23 protein-coding genes are annotated in these 23,205 nt (G+C 42.8%); 9 read left to right on the top strand and 14 right to left on the bottom strand.

Features of this window, described 5'->3' with window-relative positions; translation table 11 throughout:
- Nucleotides 1-3: 3 nt before the first annotated feature.
- Complete coding sequence (locus tag NGAR_RS04580; protein WP_148680989.1) at nt 4-1,578, bottom strand: hypothetical protein; 1,575 nt, start codon at nt 1,576-1,578, stop codon at nt 4-6.
- Between the two features lie 20 nt (nt 1,579-1,598).
- On the bottom strand, nt 1,599-2,285 hold the full coding sequence (locus NGAR_RS04575) for an archaellin/type IV pilin N-terminal domain-containing protein (protein WP_015018491.1): 687 nt from the start codon (nt 2,283-2,285) through the stop codon (nt 1,599-1,601).
- A 196-nt stretch (nt 2,286-2,481) separates the two neighbouring features.
- Between NGAR_RS04575 and NGAR_RS04570 the strand changes: the two genes are divergently transcribed.
- Together NGAR_RS04570 and NGAR_RS04565 are read left to right on the top strand one after the other, a co-directional pair.
- On the top strand, nt 2,482-3,327 hold the full coding sequence (locus NGAR_RS04570; RefSeq protein WP_015018490.1) for a TrmB family transcriptional regulator: 846 nt from the start codon (nt 2,482-2,484) through the stop codon (nt 3,325-3,327).
- A 205-nt stretch (nt 3,328-3,532) separates the two neighbouring features.
- Complete coding sequence (locus NGAR_RS04565) at nt 3,533-4,384, top strand: hypothetical protein (protein WP_015018489.1); 852 nt, start codon at nt 3,533-3,535, stop codon at nt 4,382-4,384.
- Nucleotides 4,385-5,217: 833 nt separating this feature from the next.
- On the opposite strand, the gene NGAR_RS17210 is transcribed toward NGAR_RS04565, so the two are convergent.
- Nucleotides 5,218-5,382, bottom strand: coding sequence for a hypothetical protein (locus tag NGAR_RS17210; RefSeq protein ID WP_187147660.1), 165 nt, complete (start codon nt 5,380-5,382; stop codon nt 5,218-5,220).
- 598 nt (nt 5,383-5,980) lie between these two features.
- Here NGAR_RS17210 and NGAR_RS04560 point away from each other — a divergent pair.
- From NGAR_RS04560 to NGAR_RS04550, 3 genes are all read left to right on the top strand, one after another.
- On the top strand, nt 5,981-6,544 hold the full coding sequence (locus NGAR_RS04560; protein WP_148680987.1) for a response regulator: 564 nt from the start codon (nt 5,981-5,983) through the stop codon (nt 6,542-6,544).
- A gap of 315 nt (nt 6,545-6,859) precedes the next feature.
- Nucleotides 6,860-7,102, top strand: a complete 243-nt coding sequence (locus tag NGAR_RS04555) for a thiamine-binding protein (RefSeq protein WP_015018486.1) — start codon at nt 6,860-6,862, stop codon at nt 7,100-7,102.
- 506 nt (nt 7,103-7,608) lie between these two features.
- The gene (locus NGAR_RS04550) at nt 7,609-8,157 is read left to right on the top strand and encodes a hypothetical protein (protein ID WP_015018485.1); all 549 of its coding nucleotides are present in this window, start codon (nt 7,609-7,611) and stop codon (nt 8,155-8,157) included.
- A gap of 67 nt (nt 8,158-8,224) precedes the next feature.
- On the opposite strand, the gene NGAR_RS18715 is transcribed toward NGAR_RS04550, so the two are convergent.
- Nucleotides 8,225-8,347 carry a hypothetical protein gene (locus tag NGAR_RS18715; protein WP_015018484.1) on the bottom strand — a complete coding sequence of 41 codons (123 nt, stop codon included), beginning with the start codon at nt 8,345-8,347 and terminating at the stop codon, nt 8,225-8,227.
- Between the two features lie 1,367 nt (nt 8,348-9,714).
- On the opposite strand from NGAR_RS18715, the gene NGAR_RS18335 reads away from it, so the two are divergent.
- Complete coding sequence (locus NGAR_RS18335; RefSeq protein WP_228369294.1) at nt 9,715-10,137, top strand: hypothetical protein; 423 nt, start codon at nt 9,715-9,717, stop codon at nt 10,135-10,137.
- A gap of 508 nt (nt 10,138-10,645) precedes the next feature.
- Nucleotides 10,646-12,832: an ATP-binding protein gene (locus NGAR_RS04535; protein WP_148680985.1), complete on the top strand. Its 2,187-nt coding sequence runs from the start codon at nt 10,646-10,648 to the stop codon at nt 12,830-12,832.
- Between the two features lie 514 nt (nt 12,833-13,346).
- Here the strand turns inward: NGAR_RS04535 and NGAR_RS04530 are convergent.
- The 4 genes from NGAR_RS04530 to NGAR_RS04515 form a co-directional block, all read right to left on the bottom strand.
- A complete protein-coding gene (locus tag NGAR_RS04530; RefSeq protein WP_015018478.1) occupies nt 13,347-13,628 on the bottom strand; it encodes a hypothetical protein in 282 nt (93 codons plus the stop codon).
- 80 nt (nt 13,629-13,708) lie between these two features.
- Nucleotides 13,709-14,440, bottom strand: coding sequence for a hypothetical protein (locus NGAR_RS04525; RefSeq protein ID WP_148680984.1), 732 nt, complete (start codon nt 14,438-14,440; stop codon nt 13,709-13,711).
- Nucleotides 14,441-14,761: 321 nt separating this feature from the next.
- Nucleotides 14,762-14,998 carry a hypothetical protein gene (locus NGAR_RS04520; RefSeq protein ID WP_148680983.1) on the bottom strand — a complete coding sequence of 79 codons (237 nt, stop codon included), beginning with the start codon at nt 14,996-14,998 and terminating at the stop codon, nt 14,762-14,764.
- Nucleotides 14,999-15,473: 475 nt separating this feature from the next.
- Nucleotides 15,474-15,869 (bottom strand): hypothetical protein, encoded by a 396-nt coding sequence (locus NGAR_RS04515; RefSeq protein ID WP_228369293.1) that lies wholly within the window; start codon nt 15,867-15,869, stop codon nt 15,474-15,476.
- 32 nt (nt 15,870-15,901) lie between these two features.
- Here NGAR_RS04515 and NGAR_RS04510 point away from each other — a divergent pair, with 32 nt between their 5' ends.
- Nucleotides 15,902-17,119 (top strand): hypothetical protein, encoded by a 1,218-nt coding sequence (locus NGAR_RS04510; protein ID WP_015017779.1) that lies wholly within the window; start codon nt 15,902-15,904, stop codon nt 17,117-17,119.
- On the opposite strand, the gene NGAR_RS04505 is transcribed toward NGAR_RS04510, so the two are convergent.
- Complete coding sequence (locus NGAR_RS04505) at nt 17,096-17,506, bottom strand: hypothetical protein (protein ID WP_148680982.1); 411 nt, start codon at nt 17,504-17,506, stop codon at nt 17,096-17,098. The genes NGAR_RS04510 and NGAR_RS04505 overlap by 24 nt on opposite strands.
- Before the next feature lie 470 nt (nt 17,507-17,976).
- On the opposite strand from NGAR_RS04505, the gene NGAR_RS04500 reads away from it, so the two are divergent.
- On the top strand, nt 17,977-18,186 hold the full coding sequence (locus NGAR_RS04500) for a hypothetical protein (protein ID WP_015018472.1): 210 nt from the start codon (nt 17,977-17,979) through the stop codon (nt 18,184-18,186).
- A 330-nt stretch (nt 18,187-18,516) separates the two neighbouring features.
- Here the strand turns inward: NGAR_RS04500 and NGAR_RS04495 are convergent, their stop codons facing one another.
- The 5 genes from NGAR_RS04495 to pstA form a co-directional block, all read right to left on the bottom strand.
- Entirely contained in the window at nt 18,517-18,858 is a 342-nt protein-coding gene (locus tag NGAR_RS04495; protein WP_015018470.1) for a hypothetical protein, read from the bottom strand.
- A 614-nt stretch (nt 18,859-19,472) separates the two neighbouring features.
- On the bottom strand, nt 19,473-20,135 hold the full coding sequence (locus tag NGAR_RS04490; RefSeq protein WP_015018468.1) for a phosphate signaling complex PhoU family protein: 663 nt from the start codon (nt 20,133-20,135) through the stop codon (nt 19,473-19,475).
- 45 nt (nt 20,136-20,180) lie between these two features.
- Nucleotides 20,181-21,371: an RNA-guided endonuclease InsQ/TnpB family protein gene (locus NGAR_RS04485; protein WP_015018467.1), complete on the bottom strand. Its 1,191-nt coding sequence runs from the start codon at nt 21,369-21,371 to the stop codon at nt 20,181-20,183.
- 49 nt (nt 21,372-21,420) lie between these two features.
- A complete protein-coding gene (pstB, locus tag NGAR_RS04480) occupies nt 21,421-22,179 on the bottom strand; it encodes a phosphate ABC transporter ATP-binding protein PstB (protein ID WP_148681730.1) in 759 nt (252 codons plus the stop codon).
- Between the two features lie 123 nt (nt 22,180-22,302).
- Nucleotides 22,303-23,205: a phosphate ABC transporter permease PstA gene (gene pstA, locus NGAR_RS04475; RefSeq protein ID WP_015018465.1), complete on the bottom strand. Its 903-nt coding sequence runs from the start codon at nt 23,203-23,205 to the stop codon at nt 22,303-22,305.

Raw genomic sequence — 23,205 nt, 5'->3', positions numbered from 1 at the left:
TGACTATTCTTCATCCTCCCTAGGCATCATGCCACGGGCTATGCGCTTCTTCTTGTTGCGCTTGTTAGCTACAATCTTCATGTACTGGAGCTCGGCATCCTGATCGTTAATGCCAAGAACCTGTCCAAACCGATACAGCATTGCGATTATGTCATCTGTCAATAATTTTGATTCGTTGAGCATTTTGACTACGCCATAGATCAATCGTTCTTCCTCAGGCCTTAGTCCAATCGCCCGGTACTGTTCCAAAACAAGCTCTATACCATCTGGCCCCATGCTAGCCAGTATTTCGTCTACAATGGAGACAATCGACATTATCCTGCCAGGTGTCAGACTGGATTCAAGCGAACTTCCTAGGAACTCTTCATTTTCTGATCCAATCATAGATCTTTTACTCATTAAATTTCTGTTCTTGATCTTGGATCGCGCTAGTGAAGAGAAATGGGATCGATGAGCCTGAGTTCTTCGATATTTCCTATTGCTATATTGCTCATCGTCATTGTCCTCTTCTGCTCCATCATCATCTTCTTCAAATCCCTCAGCTCGGTGTTGTCTTAGTATGTTGTATATCTCTTCGATCGAAAATGCCTCATCTGTCTGCGCCCTTGTTTTACTACTGGTAGTTTTATCACTTCCTGTGTTTTGGCTTTCAATAATCTTTACATCGCCATCTTGTTGTTGATTTTTGATATTGTTTCCTTTTGTTCTAACGCCCGGCTCTGTTGTTGTGGCAGCAGTAGCTGCATTACCGCCATGCTTGGTATCGGAAGCACCACCAATATTGTTTACCAGCTGCTCAATTGGCATCATTACATTTACAGGATCAGAGACATTCTTTATGTCGAGCAACTCAAAGTATTTCCTCATAAAGTTGACCGGGTTTACCATTTCTGACTGAAATGCCTTCAATTCTACTAGCGATGATTCAAATGTTGAGGTGAGCTCTTTTATGTCGGTCTTTAGAGATTGCACATCCTGTACTATCGAGCCCATTTCCTTCTTGATAGTTTCAACTTCTTCAACCATCTTGCTCGTCTTGCTTTCTACAATGGCCGACAACTTTGATTCGTCAACTTGGACGGGAGTAGTTGTGCCGGTCTGGTTTGCAGCAACTGCCGGTTGTTGTGATGGTGGGGATGCATCTTTTGATTGTCCTGGAGAGCCAGTAGCAGTAGTGGCTGCCGACGATGATGATGTTGAACTAGCGCTGACCATCTGGAAAGGGATGCTGTTTGTATTAGGCCCCTTGATATCCTGATTCTTGCCGAACTCAAGCAATGTAGCCCCGCTTTCGACATACTGGTTATTGCTTACTCCATTCTGCTTGAATTTTGGCAAACCGATTCTTCCAGGCATTTTTATGAACTTTGGAAGGAGGACTCCAGCTGCGGCCAGCGGAGGAATGATTATCATAGGATTAAGAGGGTCTGCCATGATGCTGTTTGTATCAAGCAGGCCCAGTAAAGCATCAGGCGAGGTATACTGAAGCCATCCGTAGAATGAGGCTGCACCTGCACCTGCAAATATCGCGCGGGTTTTCATGGAATCGAGATTAAAAAAAGGAAGGTGGAGGTTCATTTTTGATGAACTCGCTCCAATTAAGTCAGGTCTTGGTACGTATCTGTCAGTGTTGGAACGTCTCTTGCGACAGTCATTGGCGCACCTATGCTCGGTATGACTTCTGCGTTGATTCTGTCGAGTTGTTTTGGCATGTCTGCGTTGCGGAAGACGATGGCCAGCGTAGCTGATTCAGACTTGTCTAGCACATCGTTGTTGTTTTCGTTGACAGTCCAGTAGATGATGGCTACTGTCTTAGTTGGATTGGCTGCACCGGAAGATGCAAGTGGGTTCTTATCCAAGATGCCTGCCGTTTTTGCTGCTGCCAGTGCGTCTGAAACGCTACCATATGTTGTCGAGCTCAGTGTTCCATTGTAGATGTTGTCGTAGTTGAGGGTCCTTGTAAAGTACCTCACCGCTGTGAGACTTTCTTGCAGATCCACGCTCTTGCTGCCAGAGGCAACCTTCAGCGGGATGGTGACAATGTCAAGTGCCCCTGCAGTAGAGTTGAGGTGGCCCGAAACTGAACCGCCTACTTCTAGCACGCTGCTAGACGTATCAAGGCCCTGCCCGATTGTTTGCTTTGCTTTCTGTGTTGTTGAGAATCCCATGTTGAGGACGACAAACGATAAGGCCGCTGCCACGATCACAAAAGCGATCAGGACTATGGCCGATTCGATGCCGATGACTCCCCTACGGGACCTTCTGAACTTGCCTTTATGGTTCATTATTGGTTGCTATAAGGGGCGACGATAAAGGGAGGAGCGTGTAGAAGGTCCTACCAGTGTCCGGAGGACTTGACATAATATGATAACCTTAGCAATTGTCTCGATCTCCATTATAGGAGAATTTCAGAACATTGTTAGAGTACCAGATTACATGCAATATCTTATCTTATGCCAAGCTAAATCCGCTTTACACCATATGACTGCAAAGCATGAAAACATCTTGGATACATTTACCTCGCAAGAAGTTGAAGCGCTGACAACCTCGCAGGACTATATAGAATCTCAAATAAAACAGGAATTGATCAACGAGCTGAAAAAGCTGGACATAGGTGCAAACGAGGCCAAGATCCTGATCTTTCTCATGTCAAACGGCAGTACGACTGCAAGTGATATTTCCAGGCATACAGGTATTCAAAGGACAGATACGTACCACTATCTCTCGTCGCTACTGGCAAAAGGAGTTGTTCTTTCAAGCTTTAGCAAACCCCAAAAGTACTATGCATTGTCTTTTGACGAAGTCATCGATTGCTTGGTTCAGAGCAAGTACGACACGCTCAAGACAGTTCTCAATGCAAAGAAACGTTGTCAGGAAAAGCTCGACAAGATAATCAAAGTTACCAAACCCACTAGACAGGAAAACAGCTATCAGGTGCTTAATGAGGAAAGTCTATACTCAAGGATCAAGAGCATGCTTGGAGAAGTTAGCACCAAGGTGACTGTATATCTCTCGCAAAAGATGTTGGTGAAATTTTATCACGCAGAGATAGCAGACATGCTGATTGCACTGTCAAAACGTGGTGTGAACGTGAGGATCAGAACAGAGTCGAAAAAAACTGTCGAAGGGTATGAAGGTCTTGATAATGAGGCATTCTCATTTAACGTCTTCAGCCCTCTGCCAGTAAACTTTATCATATTCGATGACAACAGGATGATAATAATAAGCGAAGAAGATAAGGAAGGGATCCATGACCTTACAGGATTCTATACAAACAAAAGTGCCCTCATATCAACGTTTGATTACCTCTTTGGCAGAATGACATAAGTGAGTTGCTTGGAGAAAGTGGCAACATAATAGCAGATACTTTGACAACATCACATAGCTAAAGAGCAACTAAGTCGCACAGGCCAACAGATAATGACATGGTGAGACTCTTTCTCCTACTTGACAACATTGGATAAATCTAGGATGTTCAATAAATTTCTACACACAATTTCTTATTAGGATAACTATTTTTAGAATTTCTAAATTGGCTAGATGGAACAAGGCACAGGATGTTTCGAAACGGCTTTGTATCGATCGTGCTACTAAACAGGAAAGGAAATATCGTCTGGCTATGACGAGGTTAAAGAAACTTACTACTGAATCACGTAGGCAAAGAAATGAATTTGAGAAGAAGGCGAACCTGCTTAAGACGGCTCATCAGAGAAAAATATTAGCTATGAATTCTAAACATCATATAGAGAAACAGATGTGGCAAAAGAAGTTTGTAGTCCAAATCAAGGCGGACAGGAAGCGGTTTGAACAAGAGTTTGCAAGACTCAAAAAGAGCTACCAGTGGCAGTTAGAACATATCCGGCACATTTACGATAACCAAACATCCCTGCTGCGTCAAGAGCTGGTCAATACATATGACAGACAAGCTAGAGTTAATCAGGATAGTTTTGAAAGTATGGTTGCAGCTAACCAAGGTCAACTCGAAAAGTTGCAAAAGTGGCTGCAAGATGAGCTTATCGCTCAATTGATTGAGAAGAAACAAAACATCGAGAATTCTAACCTAGAGCAAGTAAAGATGGCTGCAGATTTGAAGATAAAGAAGCTAAGGGAGGCCTTGGATGACCGCGAGGCCGAAATTCAGCAGCTTCAAGAACGGCTGCACAAGGCTGAAGCCAAAAAAGTTGCGGGCTATGCCCAATTGTTATCGAGAAAGATGAGGGGCGCTCTGATACCACATACAGAATTCTTCGCTAACGAAGAAATCAGTAATGACCGAGGATCTGAGAATAATACTACTACTCAAGATGAGCTCATGAATATGATCAGGGAAATTGCTCAAGAGAAGTCAAAAATGGATGAAACTGTGAAGGTTCAGGATGGATAGATATGAAATGGTCCCTAATTCTTCAGATTGATCGCTCTGCAGGGCATTGGATCATCACAAGCCGTCACATATGCGGAGCTGTCGGCACACATATCGATTAATTAACAGTGCCAAGGCGTCTTCACATGTCTCATTAATGGAACTTTTGCCAAGGCAGCGATCAATTTCCTGTTGTGCAGAATATTCGCGATTTTGCCAATTTACTTATACAGCAGAATAAAAAATGTTTCATCATTCAACCTTAAATCAATAGGGTATTTTAAATGCCAGCACAATATGGGACACCGAATAGGAACGGAGATGGTATATAGCATTCTTACCATCGCGAAACAATACAACAGATTACAGTAAACGTACCTTACATATCTCTCATTTACTCAAGTGAAGGAATACCTCGCTATCCTAATAGGAGATGGTTTGCTCACATATGATGGTCGTACTGGCTCACTGCCAAAGGCCACACGCTACTTGAGAGATGCCAAACTTTGACAGTCCATGGTAACATTGATCAACTGTGAGACTATTGTATATACTATGGGTGTGTCACTTTTTCATACATGTGCTAGTTTACCTCATAGCAAAATCAGTAAGTAAATACTATATACAATGTCACTTACTGTTACTGTCTGCAGCTTCTGCAGTACAAAGAGACCCAAGCAGAGGATGTCTGAATTCAATGGTAGTCCGTGCTGTCCTTCCTGCCTTGGTCGAATAATTCGTAGATTAGTAAAGGACGTGTAATGATTATTGTCAGATATCTAGAGATTCTTGTTTTTCAATTATTAAGCCAATGTCTATATCCACATTTGTTATTTAGGATTGATTGAAGCACTTCAGTCATGTTTTTCAAACTGGCGCGTCTTCTCAAGAGTATTTCTCAGTACATCTGCAAGCAATTCCGCCACATCCTCGCCAAAAATCAAATGCAGATAATCTCGAATTTGTGCAAGAGAATAATAGGCGGTCTTGTCGTCCAACCTTAATCCTGCTTTTGTCATGTCCTCAATTATTTGCTGCTTGATTTTAGGCATAAGTAGATTCAAAGTTGATTCCAAAACTCTGCTCCACACGTCAGTCGGCACTAGAACATGATCTAAGTTTGTAATTCTGTTTTTCTCTATTTTTGGCGTCAGGTGAGCTTTCTACTCCTTCTTTTGATATTTAGTTTCAGCAGAATTTACTTAAAAGTATAACAGAAACTATTTTCTAGAATATACTATCATCAAAACTATAAAACATCCTCATAGTTATGAAAAAGAAAATTCACGATAAAAGACTGCAAAGGATATTTCATTCGCAGGATGATATTCTTGAATTATTCTGCTGTGATTCATCGCAAAGGAATTACACCGATTGTAGAACAAATCATCACTTTTCTTATCCTTCTCCAATACCCTCCGACATTATTATTATCAGCACAATTACAAATATGGTTCTTTCTTTCCAGTTGTTCTGGATTCGCCATTAGTAGAATTATTATCCAATTATTACGCGCTTATAACAAAGTATTATTATTAGACAATTTCAATCTGTTGGCCCCATGTGCTTTGCCTAGAAAACTACTTTAGAAACAAGCCGCCAAGACATTATTAACATATGCTTGTTCTCCTTGCGGAAGATGAGCACGATATATCACGGATATATTCCATTCAGTTGCAGAGCCAAGGCCACCAGATTCTTACCGTAGCTGACGGAGAACGGTGCATTGAATTATACCGCATGGCCTATTGGCAGAAATGCTTACGCCAAAAGGAAGAGACAAGAGCGAGCGAGGAAATATGTTGTAGAGGCACCGACATCAACCGACCACCATTCGATGCAGTGATCTTGGATTATAGGATGCCAAAGAAAGATGGTTTGATGGTTGCAGCTGATATATTGAAATTGGCACCAGAGCAGAGAATTATTTTTGTTTCTGCTTATGTCAAAGAGTTTGTAGAAAAACCTGTGCGGCAGCTCAAAGCAGATATTGAAGTATTCCAAAAGCCTGTATCTCCACGTACACTAGTAGAGGTAGTAGAAGACAAGGCACTTTATGAAGAGATTGAAAGATTAGGCGGCAATGCAAAGAAGATCAGGGAAGAAATGAATCCAACTCACAGGCAGCTAAAGCAGCTGGTCGAGTCAATGCGGAAATTGCGAGCAAAGTATGAATCATAAAATAACATCTTCTTAACCTGTTGCAGGCCGCTCACCTGCACTACTATTTGGTTAAGATAAACTCTTAAAATTATAGTTTTCAAGATGCACGAGCAATCATGCATAAGTCGAAGTGCATCGTTGAATCTCTCGAAGCCTAATATGATATTTACAGCCCAAAAATACAGGAGCGTAACAATGCAGCAAAAACATGAACCAAAAACTCGCTTCATATTTGTTAGGCATATATTCAGAGGAAGTGCTTTTTCTCACTACTACTCAGGATATTCTTAATTATCAAATTCGCCATACTGACAGGTAGGTAGAAGCTCGCATATGAACAACAACCTGCCTGTAGTTGACGCTGAAATCAGCATAGAGCCTATTGGCACTTCCGATACTAGCATAGGTAAAGAAACAGCTGCAGCCTATGATGCAATCCGCAATATTCAGAACTTGAAGAAAGTAACACTTACCCCAATGAGCACTCAGATTGAATCAGATAATATTGATGACATCGTGCAGGCAACCACCTTGCCCATAATTCGACCAGATCTGCTGCGGGAGCAAAGCGCATAACATCAACAATATGTATTGACTAGAGGCTTGACAAGCCAAATACAATGGAAGAGAAAGTTCAGTCAGTAAAAGCAAAGGTTAGTTAACAAGGCATGCACCCATGCATGCATATGTAATCTGGGAGTGCGCTGACAGGAGAAACAACATCAGAATATGGAGTTTGTGGAAGGTATAACTCCTTGGAAATGCCGATCCCTTTTGTTGTGAAGCACTCTCGCCTTCCTATATTGTATAATATGTGCTATAGCAGACCTGACCCCATATCGTCAGGTATCGGATAGGCGCTATTGACACCTTCCTTGGTCTGGTTAGCAGTAGTCTTCTATTCAGTGACACTTTATGAACTCAGTTTTTATTGTTCAAAATTGTCAGTATGTATGGGTTCGCCCAAATAGCGATCTCTGTCTTCCTGTAGCTTGGCATTGGTGTGCAATAACCAGTAAGCAAAAATGTTTTTAGCCACCTTTCGGACATGTTCTGATGTACCGGAGGAAGAGATATAGCGTTTGACTCAAACAGCAGATAACGAAATAAGTGAAAGTGAAGATAAGAGTATAGAAAGTGCTACTACAGCTGATGAAATGAATAAGGGAGAAGAGACTAAAACAGAAGTAGAACAAGGATCTATGCAAGCAGGAGTTCTAGGCGTAAGAGAAGAACAGCAGCAAGAAGCAACAACAGAAGCGGCCGCAGCAGCAACTACTACTACTACAACGATGTCGCCTGAGCACACTTTACTCCTTCAGGTACTTAGGCGGGCAAAGCGTCAGCAGGATCTGATCACCCAAATTCAAAAGAGCTTAAAAACACTGGCAAGCATTGAAAAGAGCATAGGTAAAGCAACAGAGCAGGTAAGACTGTTGCAATCCGCCATCAGAGACTCTCAAAGACAAATTACACAAATTCAGCATCAAGTTGCGGCGCTTGAAAAAGCACAGGCAAAAGGCTTCCAAAAGATTGCCAAGCAAAAAAGAGTAGCAGGAGGAGGAGGCATGAAAAGAGCATCTTCTGCCACTACCAAGAGAAAGAAAAGAGGCATGTCCAAGAGGAAGTGACAGTTATAGCTAGCAGCTAACTTGAAGAGTGAAATATTTTTACTCTTCGTCTTGGATATTATTATTATCAGTCGTCGTCGTTGTTGTCTTCCTTCTTCTTTCTTCCCCTCCTCCTCCTTATCCTCATTCTCTTAAGAACAATAATCTTTTCAGAAAGAAGAGGAATAGCTGTCTTGCTGTTTATTCTCAATTGGGCGCTTCTTCTATCGCTGCCATATATACAATGATGGCTCTGAATCGCCGGTAGGTATGATGTCATTGTAACCCTTTCTCTTTGTGCAATCGAAATGATGATGATTTTTGCTACGGCATTTCACCATCCCAGCCTCAGGGGTTCATGATGGGACCTTCATTTTAGGTTCATGAGAATGAATTATAATGTTTTGTTCAGGTTTTGCACCAATAATAGGCATGCAGGTACTGGCGTGAATAAGACGACTGCCTTCTTAGCGATGGCTCTATGCAAAATCCTATTGCTTCATTTTATGAACGAAGTTGGCGTGTTCAAACAGGTCCTTTTGGTTGTCGTATTCTGCATTGCAAAAGTCGCACGTGTATTTGATTATTTCCCCTTTGGCTTTATGATAAACTTTTTCCACAGGCATATGATAATTCGTACATGCACAATATCCCTTATTACAAAGCCGCTATTTGCGAGCTTTTTGCTTTATCGCCACAATATTCGAAGGTGGAACTTGAAAGGAAAATTTTATAAAAGTTAATATAATAATTAGTAAAACCGGCTTAGCTAATGCATAGTTCCTCTAAGGAGGCGATCTAGAATTGACATGCAAAGGCATCTGTGTTCGTCATAGAGCACCAAAACCAACTAATGCGGGCAGATATTCGACAGGACAGAAACGCTGTCAGGTATGCGAGATATTCATCAAATGGGACGGTCTTTGGTGCCCGTGTTGTGGATATAGGCTGAGAACAAAACCCCGCAATTTGAAATACAAAGCCAAACTGCGGGAAAAAATGATACATGGCAAGTCTCTGCTGGCGAAAATACCATTGGCTATAGAAAAAGAATAAGTCAAACCCGCCGAGCCGCTTGTCGCTAATTAAGACATTTTTTATTCCCATCTAGAACACCAGCACCAATAAAAGCCTATAGGGAAATTCCTCCAAAAGTTGTTGAGTATACAGTATCTCATAGATAATGCAATGGAGCCCGGATCGATTCTAAATAATTTAGACAGAAGATGGCATATAAGCGACGGAACCAAACGGGTACCAATAGCAAAAAATGATCTAAGATTATAAGTGATTTTTGCAAGGGTTGATCTGAAGTTGAAACGTAAGAGGACGGCAGGACGGCAGCAGTATGTAAAGCAACTATGCGATCAAGAACAAGTGTATGGTAGCTTGGCTAGGTTTTTTGACAATGCAAGGTTTCAAGTGCTTGCATGCCTGAATTCATATGTGCTTACGTTAACAACAGATGAGGAGCAACTGCAGGCTCCAAAGCGAGCTGCTAGAGCAAGAGGGGTGAAATTACGATACATTACAGACATTACAAAAGATAACCTTGCATATTGCAAAAGGCAGATGAATATGGTAGACGAGCTGCGTCATTTGGATGGTATCAGGGGAAACTTTATCCTCAGTGATAAGGAATTCATGGCCGCTCCTGATATTTCACAAGCAAAGCCACTAACAGAGGGTATCCACAGTAGCGATGAGAAGATGCTAAATCAGCTGCGGTGCATGTTTGAAACACTCTGGCATCATTCAGTACCTGCAGAAGCGAGAATTAGGGAATTAGAGTTAGAATCAGAGGATATTGATTACGGCATCAGACATGAACCTGAACTTGATCCTGATCAGATTTCGGAGCACGGCAGAAAAAGAAGGAGTAAAGTAATTGATAGATTCTATGTTTGCGCCCGCTGCGGATCGGTATTTGTCTATATGGAAGATTCAGAAGAGCACAAAGTAAGTACAGGTCACAAGGAGATGAAAGAGTTCCCGATTTAGCAATTGGGAATGTAATCTAATGTATTTGTATTTATGCGTGTATATCATAAATTACACAGTTCCTTTTGAGGCTCGGGTCTGCACTATGACACAACATCAAGCCCCCTATATTAGGCCCACCACCATTTGAGCAGAAGAAATCTTCTTGACCTCCTTATTGTTTTGCTTTGGTTCACTTTTGGAAGCGCTTTAAGCACGGAAACCTCGGCACGGAGCTACTAACGTAGCCAAATGCTAAAAAATAATTCTGCAACCAGTATTGTATTATATTATACATCTGAATAACAGATCAGATAAAATTGTTGTTGGGCTAGACGGACTTGGGATGCACAGTCCCGACGAGTGTTCTGGTCTGTTGACAGGTTATGAACAAGAAGAAAAGAGTTTTCATGCGGCGTTGTTTATAATGCAGTGCTTCCGGCCGGCCGACAATTGAAATGATGTGTTCTAGAACATTCTTTCGCATGATTTTAAATGTGAGTATAGCCGCTATTTTTTGAAAATTTTCTTGGGTTATGCAGATAATGGCTTCAGAAGGGAGGAACAGAACACCTACAATAATAATCCGCGACAGACCGAAAAGGTAGAAGTGCAATACGGCATCGAGAACTCTGTCCGCATCATACAGAATTTCTTTTCTAACGTCAGAAAAACTGCATGTCTCTGTCTTGAATCTAATGCTCCATCCTTGACGCTTGAAATAAAGGAATACCGAGACATCCTCAATAACACAGTAGTAAAAAGGGGCATCAAACTACGCTATCTTACAGAGATAACGAAGGAGAACCTGCCATACTGCAAGCAGCTGATGAACGTGGTTGAGCTTCGCCATCTGGATGGCATCAAGGGCAACTTTGCAGTGAGCGAAACAAGCTATATGGCTACTACCATCATGCAAAAAGAAAAGCCAATTCCAAAAGTCATTTACAGCAACGTGCCTGAGATTGTAGAGCAAAATCAATACTTCTTTGAAACACTTTGGAAGAAAGCAATGCCGGCTGAGCAGAAGGTAAAGGAGATTGAAGAAGGCATATTGCCAATAGAAACTAAAGTACTAGACCAGCCAGACGAGATACACAATAGAATAATCAAGAGCATGGAAATATCAAATGAACTATTGATTTGCACAGTGCCCAATGGTATGAGGCTATTTCACTCTGAATTCTTCGCAGATATCCTTCAGGTGTTGAAGAGACACGCAGATGGAAAGCACAGGGGGATAAGATTGGTGACAACTATACAAAAAGAAGATCTTGAAATTGTGAAAATATTTGCAGACGCAGGCATCCAGATAAGACACGTCCAGAACCTGATTCCTGTAAATTTTGCAGTTAGTGACAAAATGCTCAACGCAACGATAGAGCAAATGCCCGCCGGCTTACCTGCGCAGAGCCTTCTGACCAGCACGGAGCCGCTCTATGTCAACCATTTTAGGCTCATTTTTGAGGAGCTTTGGAGAAACGGTGTTGATGCTGCAAACAGGATAAGGCAGATGGAACAGGGTCATATAGAGGCACATATTGATATAATCAATAATTCTGAGCAGGCGCTCGACAAGGCTTGGAGTCTTGTAGCATCTGCAAAGGAAGAAGTGTTGCTGCTCTTTTCAACCACAAATGCATTCAGAAGGCAAGCGGCGACAGGAGCGCTGCAGGTTGTAATGAGGGCACTAAAGGGCGGTGCAAAAGTGAAAGTTCTACTTCCAGAAGACGAACAGGTTGAAGAAACGATAAAGCAAGTAAAGAGGGCTGTGCCGCAGGCCGAATTTAGAAGTACTGACAAGAGTCTAGAAACCAAGATTACCATCCTTGTAGTTGACAGGAAGCACTGCATGCTATTTGAACTCAAAGATGATACTGCCGACAACTCTTTTGATGCAGTAGGTGTTACAGCATATTCTAGCAGCAAATCAATTGTGCTTTCCTATGCGGCAATTATTCAAAACCTATGGAGGCAGGCAGAGCTGTATGAGATGATGAGGATGCAGGAGAGGGCGCAAAGTGAGTTTATCAATATCGCAGCACATGAACTTAGGACACCAATTCAACCTATTTTAGGGATAGCAGATTTACTTGAATCCCAGTTCTCTGACGAGACAAAGGAAAGAGGCGAAATTACAAAGGATGAGCTTGCCTTGCTTATACGCAACGCCAGAAGGCTTGAGAGGCTATCTTCAGACATACTTGAAATTGCAAGGATCGAAACTGGCCAGCTGCGCCTGAACATACGTGAGTTTAACTTGAATGATGCGATACTGCCTCTCGTACAGGATGCTAAAAGGCAGACGGAAGGCAAAGAGGTAAAGATAGAGTACAGACCATCCAATAATAATATCATGCTTAGGGCAGATAAAGACAGGATTGCAGAAGTAATCTGGAATCTGCTAGACAATGCTATCAAATTTACAGAGAAGGGCACTATTTCAATAACTGCAGATAGGAATGATGATAGTAGCCAGCTGCTGACTGTATCTGTCAAAGATAGTGGCAGTGGCATCGACCCGGAGATTCTGCCAAAGTTGTTCACCAAATTTACTTCCAAATCTGAAAAAGGCACAGGTTTGGGTTTGTATATATGCAAAAACATTGTTGAAGCCCATGGCGGTAGGATAAGTGCAAAGAATAATGAAGGAGGAAAAGGGGCGACATTTAGCTTTGTTTTGCCTATAAAAATGATGAATGAAAAGTTGTTCTAGAAGCACCCAGATTGTGTAGACGAGATAAAGATTCTCTACTGCTTGTTATTCTTCCTGGCTAGCTCTAAATCCCTTCTGTCTTTTTTGGCAGCAGCTTGTGCAGAGCTACTACTATTCCGCTGCTTCTCTTCTTTCATCTTCACATAAAGTTCCTCCATCTCCTGTGGTGTTCAATCTTCCTTTGTAAAATCGCCTGTGCTTGTATTGTAACGTGTTCCATCTCTTTTGGTGATATGCAATCTTAGTGTCTATGTCAGTAATTGCATCATTGATGGCAATCAATCACTGCTACTACTCACTCATCATAGTATAGTTAGGTATCATCACTTTTGAGCATTTGCTCATAGAAGAGTCGATAAATCAAGATTGTAATTGTACGCAGTTTCATCAACTATCTTTAGAACATCTTCTAGATGTTGTACAAGACCCGGCATCATCCTGTTCGATGGAAATTGCCTTTGCATAACAAGGCTCCATTGCAGATATTTCTTGTATGCGACAAGGCTGACGGTAATCAAGCTCTTTTCTGCCTGCACAATGATTGCCGTTCGCTCTTGAGCATCGACTGAATATCTAAGGTCTTGAATTTCTTTGGTGACTTTGCTCTCTCCGGTGTGTAAATGGCCTTGTACTTTTCAGCAAACTCGACCATTTCTGCCATTTCCTTTCCGCCTGGCATCATTATTCCAGACAGCCCCTGCCGCATCTGCGGTGTGGAGGATATCATTCCACTATAGGTTTTCAATGCAGTTTCGATGTTTGCCCTATCTTTTGCCCCTGGCGGCTCCCTTAGCAACAGCCCTCCTGTGGTGTTTTCATATTTGAGTTCTTTGCCATGCGCGTCTGAAGGCCGTCTGCACGCACTGCAGCCAGAATCTACTCGTCTTCGATGTGCAGCCTGAAATAAGAGCCACCATCAATTTTATCCACTAGAGTTATCGTAAACTCAATAATTCCCCTTGGGTCTTCTATTTTGTCGCTTGTAAATCGTATTACTCTGGCACCCTCGTTTGCTTCAACTATCTTCAGAAAACCGGTTCTCTTGATGTTGTACACTACAAGGTTGTACATCTTGTCGATAGGGACGTTGTATCCACCTCTCAAAGTATAGTGATAGTCCTCTTCTTTGTGTTTCTTTTCTGTTTGGAAAATATTCCCTTTGAGTGATGGCAGTGTCAATTCCAAATTCATGGCAAGCTCGTCAATTCTTGCTATTTCTTTGTCTAGTATGTCTACGGGCATCTGCTCGCTGTTATTTTGATTTATATGCTGCCAGAGCAGTTTTTGATTTTCCCATCTTGCCGTAGATAAAGCTAGTACAATGGCGATAGTTTTTCCATGTTTATTCATGACTTCATTTAGAAGCTTGACATCTGAAGTCTTGAATGCTAGGTTTATTTTCTGTGCTATACTATCCAAGTCTTCGGAGATTATAGATTTAGCTTTCAGTACAATTTCGATATCAGAAAGGGCAATTTTCTTGTAGTAATCCGGAGTGCTTGAAAGTACATCAATTGCTCTTGACGTATTCTCATCTGTTGCTCCCCTAATCATCCTGCCTACATTGGAGAATATGGTTTTCAAATGTAGGGCATCGAGGAGAACCATGAGTTATACATTCTCATTATTTCATTAAAGCTTTCCCAGATGTGCCCTCTTCTTCTGAGCCTTTTTGACCGCTGCCTATATTATATATCATTCAGTATTATATCACACGCTGCCACTTATTTCAGAAAGCAAAAACTTCGCCAGTCTCTGCGTTGATCCAGCTCTCTCGCTCATAGCCTTCGTTTCTCTGTTGACCTCTTCAGAAATGCGAGCTTTTTACTTTCCAAAGATATAGTAGTAATCATAATATGTTGTGCATGGCTGTGCATCTTTGCTATTTGCAATATATCCTGTGTAGTGTTGTTTTTTCTTCATCAACAACTAAGAGAAAGCAAAACCATTTTCTTTGACATGTAAAAGAGCGCTTTCAATTCTGTAATAATCGTCTATCATAACTTCATGCCATTTTGTCTCTGCTAGTGTGCCATATCTGTGTACTGTTGCAGGCGCTGCTGCTATTCTGGATTCTTTTGTGGCGGTTGTAATTGCTGATACTGTGCCTACAGAAAATAATGCTACTACCGTAAGTATTCTGACAAAACTTTCTTCTACCATCATTCATCATTTGCAGACACAGCTTTGACCCGTTGGCAGAGCTCAACTTATAGTTATTATGATTATTGCCCGCAAAGTTGCATTTATCGCTTTATCCAAACGCTGCTTTTGAGGATTTATTGGCCATAATCGATCAGCCACAGCCATTGCCTTACATTTGGCCAAGAATTCGACAGTAGGTCGCACAAGGTTGCGCCGCAGCAATTCAAGTGCGGACTTGGTGGGAGTTAAACAGGTTCTCAATCGGCAAGTTTAGACAGACCAAAATTCGTCATAAAGCGAACTTGATCGTCGTCTGAGCGATATAGAGAAGAGGTGATGTGACGTGAGCCAAGCCCACAGGGTCAAGACCATTGGTAAATGCGGCATCTGCGGCAAGTGTGTCGAACTTGAAATGATAAGAGGCTATGATTTTGGTATGTGTGCCCTCATTGTGCCTATACAAAAAGACGAGAACACTAGAGACATAGTTCTCTCTTTAGCACCCCTCATAGATTTCATTTCTAAGTCGATTACCAACAGATTGCAAGACTGCATTGCCTGATTTGCCAAATAGCTTTTGCAGTTTTTCTTCTAGCAATTCTGGTTGCTGGATAATTTTGTCCTCATCAATTCCATAAACCAGTCTGAGTGTGTGGAAGAAAAGTCTGCCAGAGTTTTTTCCAACAATATCATCTATCCCTTTCTCCATGATAGACAATATTCGATAATCATCAATTCTTCTCTCTATCCAATCTCTACCAAGCAGGTTGTGGCTATGGCTCTTGAGCAGAGGAACAAGATGACGTATTGGCATTTCATCTATTATCAGTACTTGGCAATAACGAGTTTGTGAGCAGCTTTTTAGTCGATTGTTGAAGGGCGTCCCTGGCAACAGCTAAAGCTGCCACCAGAGACGCATGGTTTGTGAGAACCCTGCCAATCCAGTGCGGTACATTTACCCAAGAACCTACCGACAAACATTTTTTGACACATGAGAGAGTACTTGGTAATGCAGTAAACGTACTGCTGCCAGTCTTCAGGCCAGCCGATTTCAGAAAAAGGCGGTATTCAGTAGTCGATATAGCAAATTCTGTGGTCTATGCCTGTACCGGTGGGACATCCATAACACAAGCCTGCTGTACTCTGGCCAGCACCCCGTCCAGGAGGGATGTCCAGTACCACGTGTCCAAGATTGACATTTCGTGGATTCAGTCGGCCGCCAACAGGCTGCTGCAGAAAAGGGTGGCGGAGACCCTGCACAATCGAGCTGTCGACATAGCCATCGACATGACAGACGTTCCCTACCACGGCGAGCCTGAGAATGAGGGGGATGTCAGACGCGGCAGGGCCAGGAGCGGCACGACCCACTTTTTCACGTACGCCAGCGCCTACGTGATGCTCCATGGAAGGAGGTTCACCTTGGCCACCAGGTACATCCGGGAGGGGGAAGCACTGGTTGGAGTAGTCAGGTACCTGCTTGCAGAGGTACAGAAGGCGAGCATCGTGATAAAATGCCTGTTCCTTGACAAGGGGTTCTTTACAGCAGCTGTAATGAGCTACCTCAATTCCATGCGTATCCCGTACATCATAGCCGCTTTTCCAAGAGGCAGGAAAGGCGGCACGTTATCCAGACTGACCCGGAAAAGAAGGGATAGTTTCGTCGTACCGGACTGCGAAATGACAGATTCTGCCACCGGCGAGAAATGCACATTCAGGCTGTATGCCGTTGCCAAATACCGGAAGAAAAGGTACAGGAAGAAACGCGGCGTCCAGTACATGTACTATGCCGCAGGCCTTGTCAATATCCCGGTAGGGCGGATGTTTGACGAGTACCGGAGGAGATTTGGCATAGAATCGTCATACAGGGCGATGGGAAAGAGCAGGGCCAGGACGTCATCCAGGAGTCCAGCACTGCGCTTCCTCTATGTTCTGGCATCGCTTGTTATACAGAATGAGTGGGTGTACATCAAGTGGCAGTACCTCAGCAAGGCGACGCGCGGAAGGTACGGGAGAAGATACGATGCAGAATTTACGTACTTTCATATGCTGCTTTTTCTGCGGCTGGGACTGGAGCAGAAATACGGCGCGGTGTACTCGGTACAGATCAAAAACAGCAGGTCAGTTATAATTGATGGTGGCTAATTGCCAGGTACTGATTATCTTTTTGTTATAGCAGCAGATTACCTCTAGCCAGTTTTTCTCTCTTGCATTTTGTCTTATTTTCTGTTCAAACAACAACAATATTCCAAAATTCTTTGTAGTGGCAAAAATAGAGATGTCGTCGGCGACTATCAAGATACCCTTGTACTTTTTTCTTCTTCTATTATCACCTTGTTGTTTTGTCTTATAGATTACATTCTTCCATTTTTGCAGCAGGTGAGCGGCAGCAACTTCGGCATCTGTTGCTTCTCCACTCATTGTCTCTGTGGCTTCTGGAAAAATGGTAGCAATGTTCATAAGATTAAGCGCTCCAATTTGGATATTGTCTTCCACCCCTTCTATTATCCCATGTCGTTTCATCCTCGCCAATATCTTTAGAGGCTCACCTTTAGCAATGTAGATTACTGCGTGGCCAGCCGATATAGAGTCATTGATTTTGCGACAAATGGCACCGAAATGATTTTTTGCTCTATTATCGAAGATACAGATGGAATGGTCTCCCAACGACTCAAAGCTGTGCACAATATGTCATATTTATTAATTCTATTGGCTCTACACTAATTTTCTAGAAGAATTTAGCGCTGCTATTAAAATATACATAAAGTTTTTTCTACTAGCTTGCAAACAGATTTTCAACGTTACAAATTGAACGTACGCAACTTTGCTTGCGAATACTAGAGCTGGATGAGAGTATTATATTTGCAGGCATATTGGTAACTGCTGATGGCAGTTTGTTGGCAGCAGAATACCGCAAGGGATTGACAAATCCGCTCCTAACGCAAGAAGAGTCCTAGTTAGCTGCAATGCAATCTTTAATCTGCATGAACATGAGGAGAACTATGGAGAACAAGCTGGGCATGACAATCTTTTCTATCGCAGAATATGAACAAGTATTCAGGACAACAATAATGATTGATGAAAATAAAAGTAAAGGAATAGAAGAAGGGTCGGTGCTGATAGTCTCTATATACAAGGATTGTCCCGACCCTTGGTCTCGGATAACAAAAAAGATTCTGCCTCTCACAAGACAATACCAGAATAAAAGATGATGTGGTCTCTCACTCACATTTTGGCAGTCACATACATATGGTAGATGCAAGAAAAATGTATATGCATAGCGCTGACAATGGCACAAGATAAGATACAAATGGCAAAAAGAACAAAGACAGAGTAAGAGAGCGAGATACTGACTGGCTATGGCGGCTTGGAAATGTAAAATATGCGGCAGGGAACACCGGGACGAGCTGTCTCTGATGGAGCATGTGAGTGGCCATCTGCGGCAATACCTTTTTGCAGGTAGTAGTAAGAGAGTAAAGAAACCAAAAGAGGAGCGGATGGCTGAAGCATAACAGGACTTTATTTTACTACCTAATATTGAATCAGTCAGTGGACTTGCTGTTGCTATTATTATTACGGCGACTGGCAGTTTTTGATGATTCTAGCAGCTCCTCTATAAACATCTGACAGTACCGGATAAACACATCGTTGTCCTCCTGCCCTTTGAGCGTGCTGCAAGCATCAATGATTTCTCTGATGACTGGAATGGCTCTTTGTTTGTAGCGCTTTGCTAGCTCGTCTACCGCCTTTCTTCTTGAATTGAATGTATCAGAAAATATTGCATCGTCTTTGAGAAAGGCCATATCCTGCTCGTCAGTAAAGAAGATTGTTGTTCGCTCAAATGATGATGGTGGCGAGTCGCCGGCTGTGGATTTTTTCCGCATTTTATATCTCTCTACTGCTCTCTCTGCTATAATAGTAGGAGAATTTTGTTTTAAGGGTTGCTTGGAGAATTCTTGGACTGCCTTAAAACTATGCTGTTAACTTTTCGTCTGCTCAATAATACACTGGAGGGAGAGATAGAAGCATAGCTGACAATAAGTCAACAGAGCCTCTGACTCTTTTGCGTATATGCCCAAAAATTATCAACAATAATACAATGAAACGAGCGCAGATGCTATCGCGAAATATTATTCTCTGTCGGTTGTGTCCTCTGTGCATGCAGGTAACACAGACAGGATTGGAATTGGCAAATGTAAGGGCTGCTGCTCGTAAACGATCTACAACGTAAATAATATGGCAGATGATGAGCTCAAGAGAAAAATGAGAGATTTTGTGGGTAATAATACACGTCTGTGTGTGTACCAACTACAAACAATCATTGATGGCAATAATATCAAGGGAGTAGTAGTGGCAGGAGTTCCTGATTTTCCATGGATATGCGGTGATGAGCTATATCAAAATTTAAGTAGAGAATTTTTACATTAAAAAATTGAGCCTGATTTTACCCAACCATTTCAGGTTGTAGGATGATGGTTTTTAATCTTGACCATATGTGCTAACGCCTTGGGCTTGATTCACCAGTAACTATGTAATGAACCGAGTCAGCAATATAGCACGCATGATCCGCAATGCGCTCAAGGTATCTTAGAATAAGCAATGCTGAGATGTAGCAGCGGGGATCTACAAATCTCTTATCCTTATTAGCGGTAGAGTGTGGTGGGGTAAGCGCCTCTCGTAGATACTTCCGATAAAGCGCATCAACCGTGTCATCCATTTTGTAAAGCTGCTGGGCAGCATCTTTATCTTTAGAGCGAAGCGCCAGCACACTCATCCTTATCATTTCCCTTGCTGTTGATGACATTTCCAGAACGGCACTCTTGTCACATTCACCCACGGATCCCATAGTCTCAAGAACATCTACAATATCATAGGCATACCTACCAAATCTAGAGAAGCCATATGCAATCTCCATGCATGACCGTATGAATCGAAGGTCGGTTGCGACAGGCTGGTATCTTGCTATAAGCTCTATAGCTAGGTCAGAAACTTCATCTTGCAGGACTCGCAATTGCTCGGACCAGTTAAATATCGTCTTCTTTACACTGCTCCCCTTCTCATACGACTCTATAGCAGTGATAACTGACCGCTCAGAGATTTCTGACATGTCCATTATCAGATTCCTTATTCGGTCAATTCCTAGGTCAAGTAGCCTTGTCAAATACTAGTTTCCATCCTACATGCTTGAATATTTCTCTTTGTTTGACTACTCCCACCGCTGAAGCATGTGGGATTCCCCTGTGATCACCTTGCTCCTGTCTGCAATCACCAGAGGTTCAATGGGGATAGTCAAGATGCCCCCTGCTCTTGAAAGTATTCCAAGAGCTCGTTGCATGATGTTCATGCTGCCGTTATAGTCGGCGTTTGTCTCCAGCCCGCAGTGCTTGCATCTGAAGAATCCCTGAGTCTTTCTTTCCCCTTTTTCATGGCAGTGATGGCATGTCTGTGATGTCCAAGCCTCGCTTATCTCCATCACTCTTATGCCAAGCCACGCCGCCTTGTACTTGATGTACTGCACCAGCCTGTAGTACGGAAAGTTGTTTACAAGGCGTCTGATTCGCCTACTGCTGCCGCCTTCTTTGATTCTCTTTCTTATTCCTTTCAACTTACCTACAACGATGATAGCATTTGTCCTCCTAGCTTCTTCTACTATCTCCTTGCTTATCTTGTGCAGTTCATGGTTGACCTGCAAAAACTCTCTATTCTTCAGTGCTTTTATCTTGTAGAACGCCTTTTTCTTCTGACCTAGTTTTCTTCTAAGATTAAAGTACTTGCCTCTGATTGCTCTCAACTTTTGTCCATAAAAGTTAGGTCTTGTGTTTGCCGTGTTTACAGTGACAGCAATGTTGTGTACTCCGAGGTCGATTGCAAGAACATTGGTCGGCGGTGGTCTTGATGGTTGTTCAGCTTCCTTTTCTATGCACAGGAATATGTACCAGCTACCCGCTTGCTGTATGACCTTTGCTTCTCTCAGATTGTATTCAATCAGGTCGTACCTACAATCAGTCTGTATTCTAAGATGGATGCTCTTTGGATAGACAGGTACCTTCATCCAGTATACACATGGGAATTTGGTGTCTTTCTGAACATCAATCAAATCTCTTCTCAGAATGAGCGGATACTGCTTCTTTGGGTTTATCTTGCCCTTCTGTTTTCGTAGTATCCTGTTTCTCAGCCTGTCTGCCTGCTGCTTTGTTGCAGAATAGAGTTGAACTGTTGTGTTCCCCTGCACGTATGCCTGAAATGCACCGTATTCCCTGTTAAGTAGCTCTAGCTTTGTCTTGCTGTCGTCTGTCACCTTTGCTTTTATGGTCAGTCTTGGCAATTGGTGAGTCCTCGACTCCTTTGTGTTATCTTTTTCAGAGGTTCCTAATAAATACAGCAGATGGCGATTCATCCCACGTCTAAAGAACGTGGGCTTTCTCGCCTACCTCTTTGTGTAAACTTTAGCCGAACTTGCCAGAAATGTAGCGTTCAGTAAGTTCCTTTTGCGGGTTCTCAAATATCTGCTTAGTTCTTCCATACTCTATCAACTCTCCCAAATACATAAATGCAGTAAAGTCTGCCACCCTCGCTGCCTGCTGCATGTTGTGAGTCACCATGACGATTGTCAAATCCTTCTTCAGACCATGTATCAATTCCTCGATCTTTGAAGATGCGATTGGGTCTAGCGCAGAGGTAGGCTCATCCATAAGAAGAACTTCTGGCTGCATCGCAAGAGCCCGTGCAATGCACAAACGCTGTTGCTGCCCGCCGGATAGACTAGAGCCGGGCTTTGACAAGTCATTCTTTACCTCTTCCCACAAGGCTGCATGCTCCAAGCTTTCCTGTACAATGTTGTCGAGCAATCTCCTGTCTCTGATGCCATTTAGGCGAAGCCCTGCAGCGACATTATCATAAATGCTCATTGTTGGGAATGGATTGGGCCGCTGAAATACCATTCCAATTCGGCGTTTTATCACTACAGGATCGACCGACTTGTCATAAACGTCAGTATCGTCTAGAATAACATGCCCCTTGGCGGCTGCTCCAGGAGTCATCTCGTGCATTCTATTCAGGCAACGGATGAGAGTGGTCTTGCCACAGCCAGACGGTCCGATTATCGCAGTGGCAGTATTTTCCCGAATATCCATATTGATATTTTTGAGAGCCTGTTTTGTGCCAAACCAAGCATTTAGGTTCTTGATAGAAACTTTGGGCGTGATCAAATTCTCAGTTTGAAGAGGTTCTCTTTCCGCTAGTGTTTCTTCCTCAGACACTAACCTTATTTTCAATATAGGGGCTAGTTATGTATTGCCTATATTGACTATATAGTTCACTGTGTGCTGCTATGTCACTGTTGTTGAATGAGCCCGGAAGCCTCTCTTTTGAGCAAGCAGCCTTAGGCTTATACTCAAACCAAGTACAATCAATATCAGAATCAGCGCAGCGCCCCATCCAAATGAGTGGGCTGATTCATATGGTTGAGACGCAAGCCTCCATATGCGTAGAGGCAGAGCGTCTACAGGAGAAGTAAATCCTGTAAAAAACAAGCTTGTTCCCAAGATTGTCATTATCAGCGGCGCGGTCTCTCCTGCTATCCTAGAAATGGCAAGCACAACACCAGTCAATACTCCACTTTTAGCCGAGCTCAATACTATGAACATTGTAACTTTCCACTTGGGTATTCCAAGGGAGTGACCAGCTTCCCTGATAGAGTTTGGCACTATCTTCAAAGTCTCTTCAGTTACACGAACGACTATCGGTATCATTATAATTGATAATGCAAAAGCGCCTGCCCAAACCGAGAACGATCCTATTGTCAAGACTATGGCCACATAGCCCACAATTCCAATTACTATCGATGGCAATCCTGTAAGCACATCATTCAAGAACCTTACAGAGTAAGCAAACCTGCTGGTGCCGGCGTATTCAGAAAGATATATCCCTGCAAGAACACCTATCGGGCCGCCAATAAGCGAGGCGAGACCGACGACGATTAGTGTACCTTGTATCGCCGGTCCGATTCCTCCTTCTCCAGAGCCAAGGGAGCCCGGAGTTTGTGTGAGAAATTCCACATTGAGAGAGGAAACTCCGTTTTTCACGACTTCTATCAAGATGCTTCCGAGCGGAATGATGGCGGCAACGACGCAAGCAATTGCAAGAGCAGATACGACCTTGTCTGTAATCTTTCGCTTGAGCGACTGGCGAACCATCAATTCCCGAAGTTCCTTTTTGTTTGTCTTCTCCAT

The sequence above is a fragment of the Candidatus Nitrososphaera gargensis Ga9.2 genome (genome assembly GCF_000303155.1).
Lineage (GTDB): Archaea > Thermoproteota > Nitrososphaeria > Nitrososphaerales > Nitrososphaeraceae > Nitrososphaera > Nitrososphaera gargensis.
The sequence above is the reverse complement of the archived record's forward strand: the minus strand, read 5'-3'. Positions and strand labels throughout refer to the sequence as shown.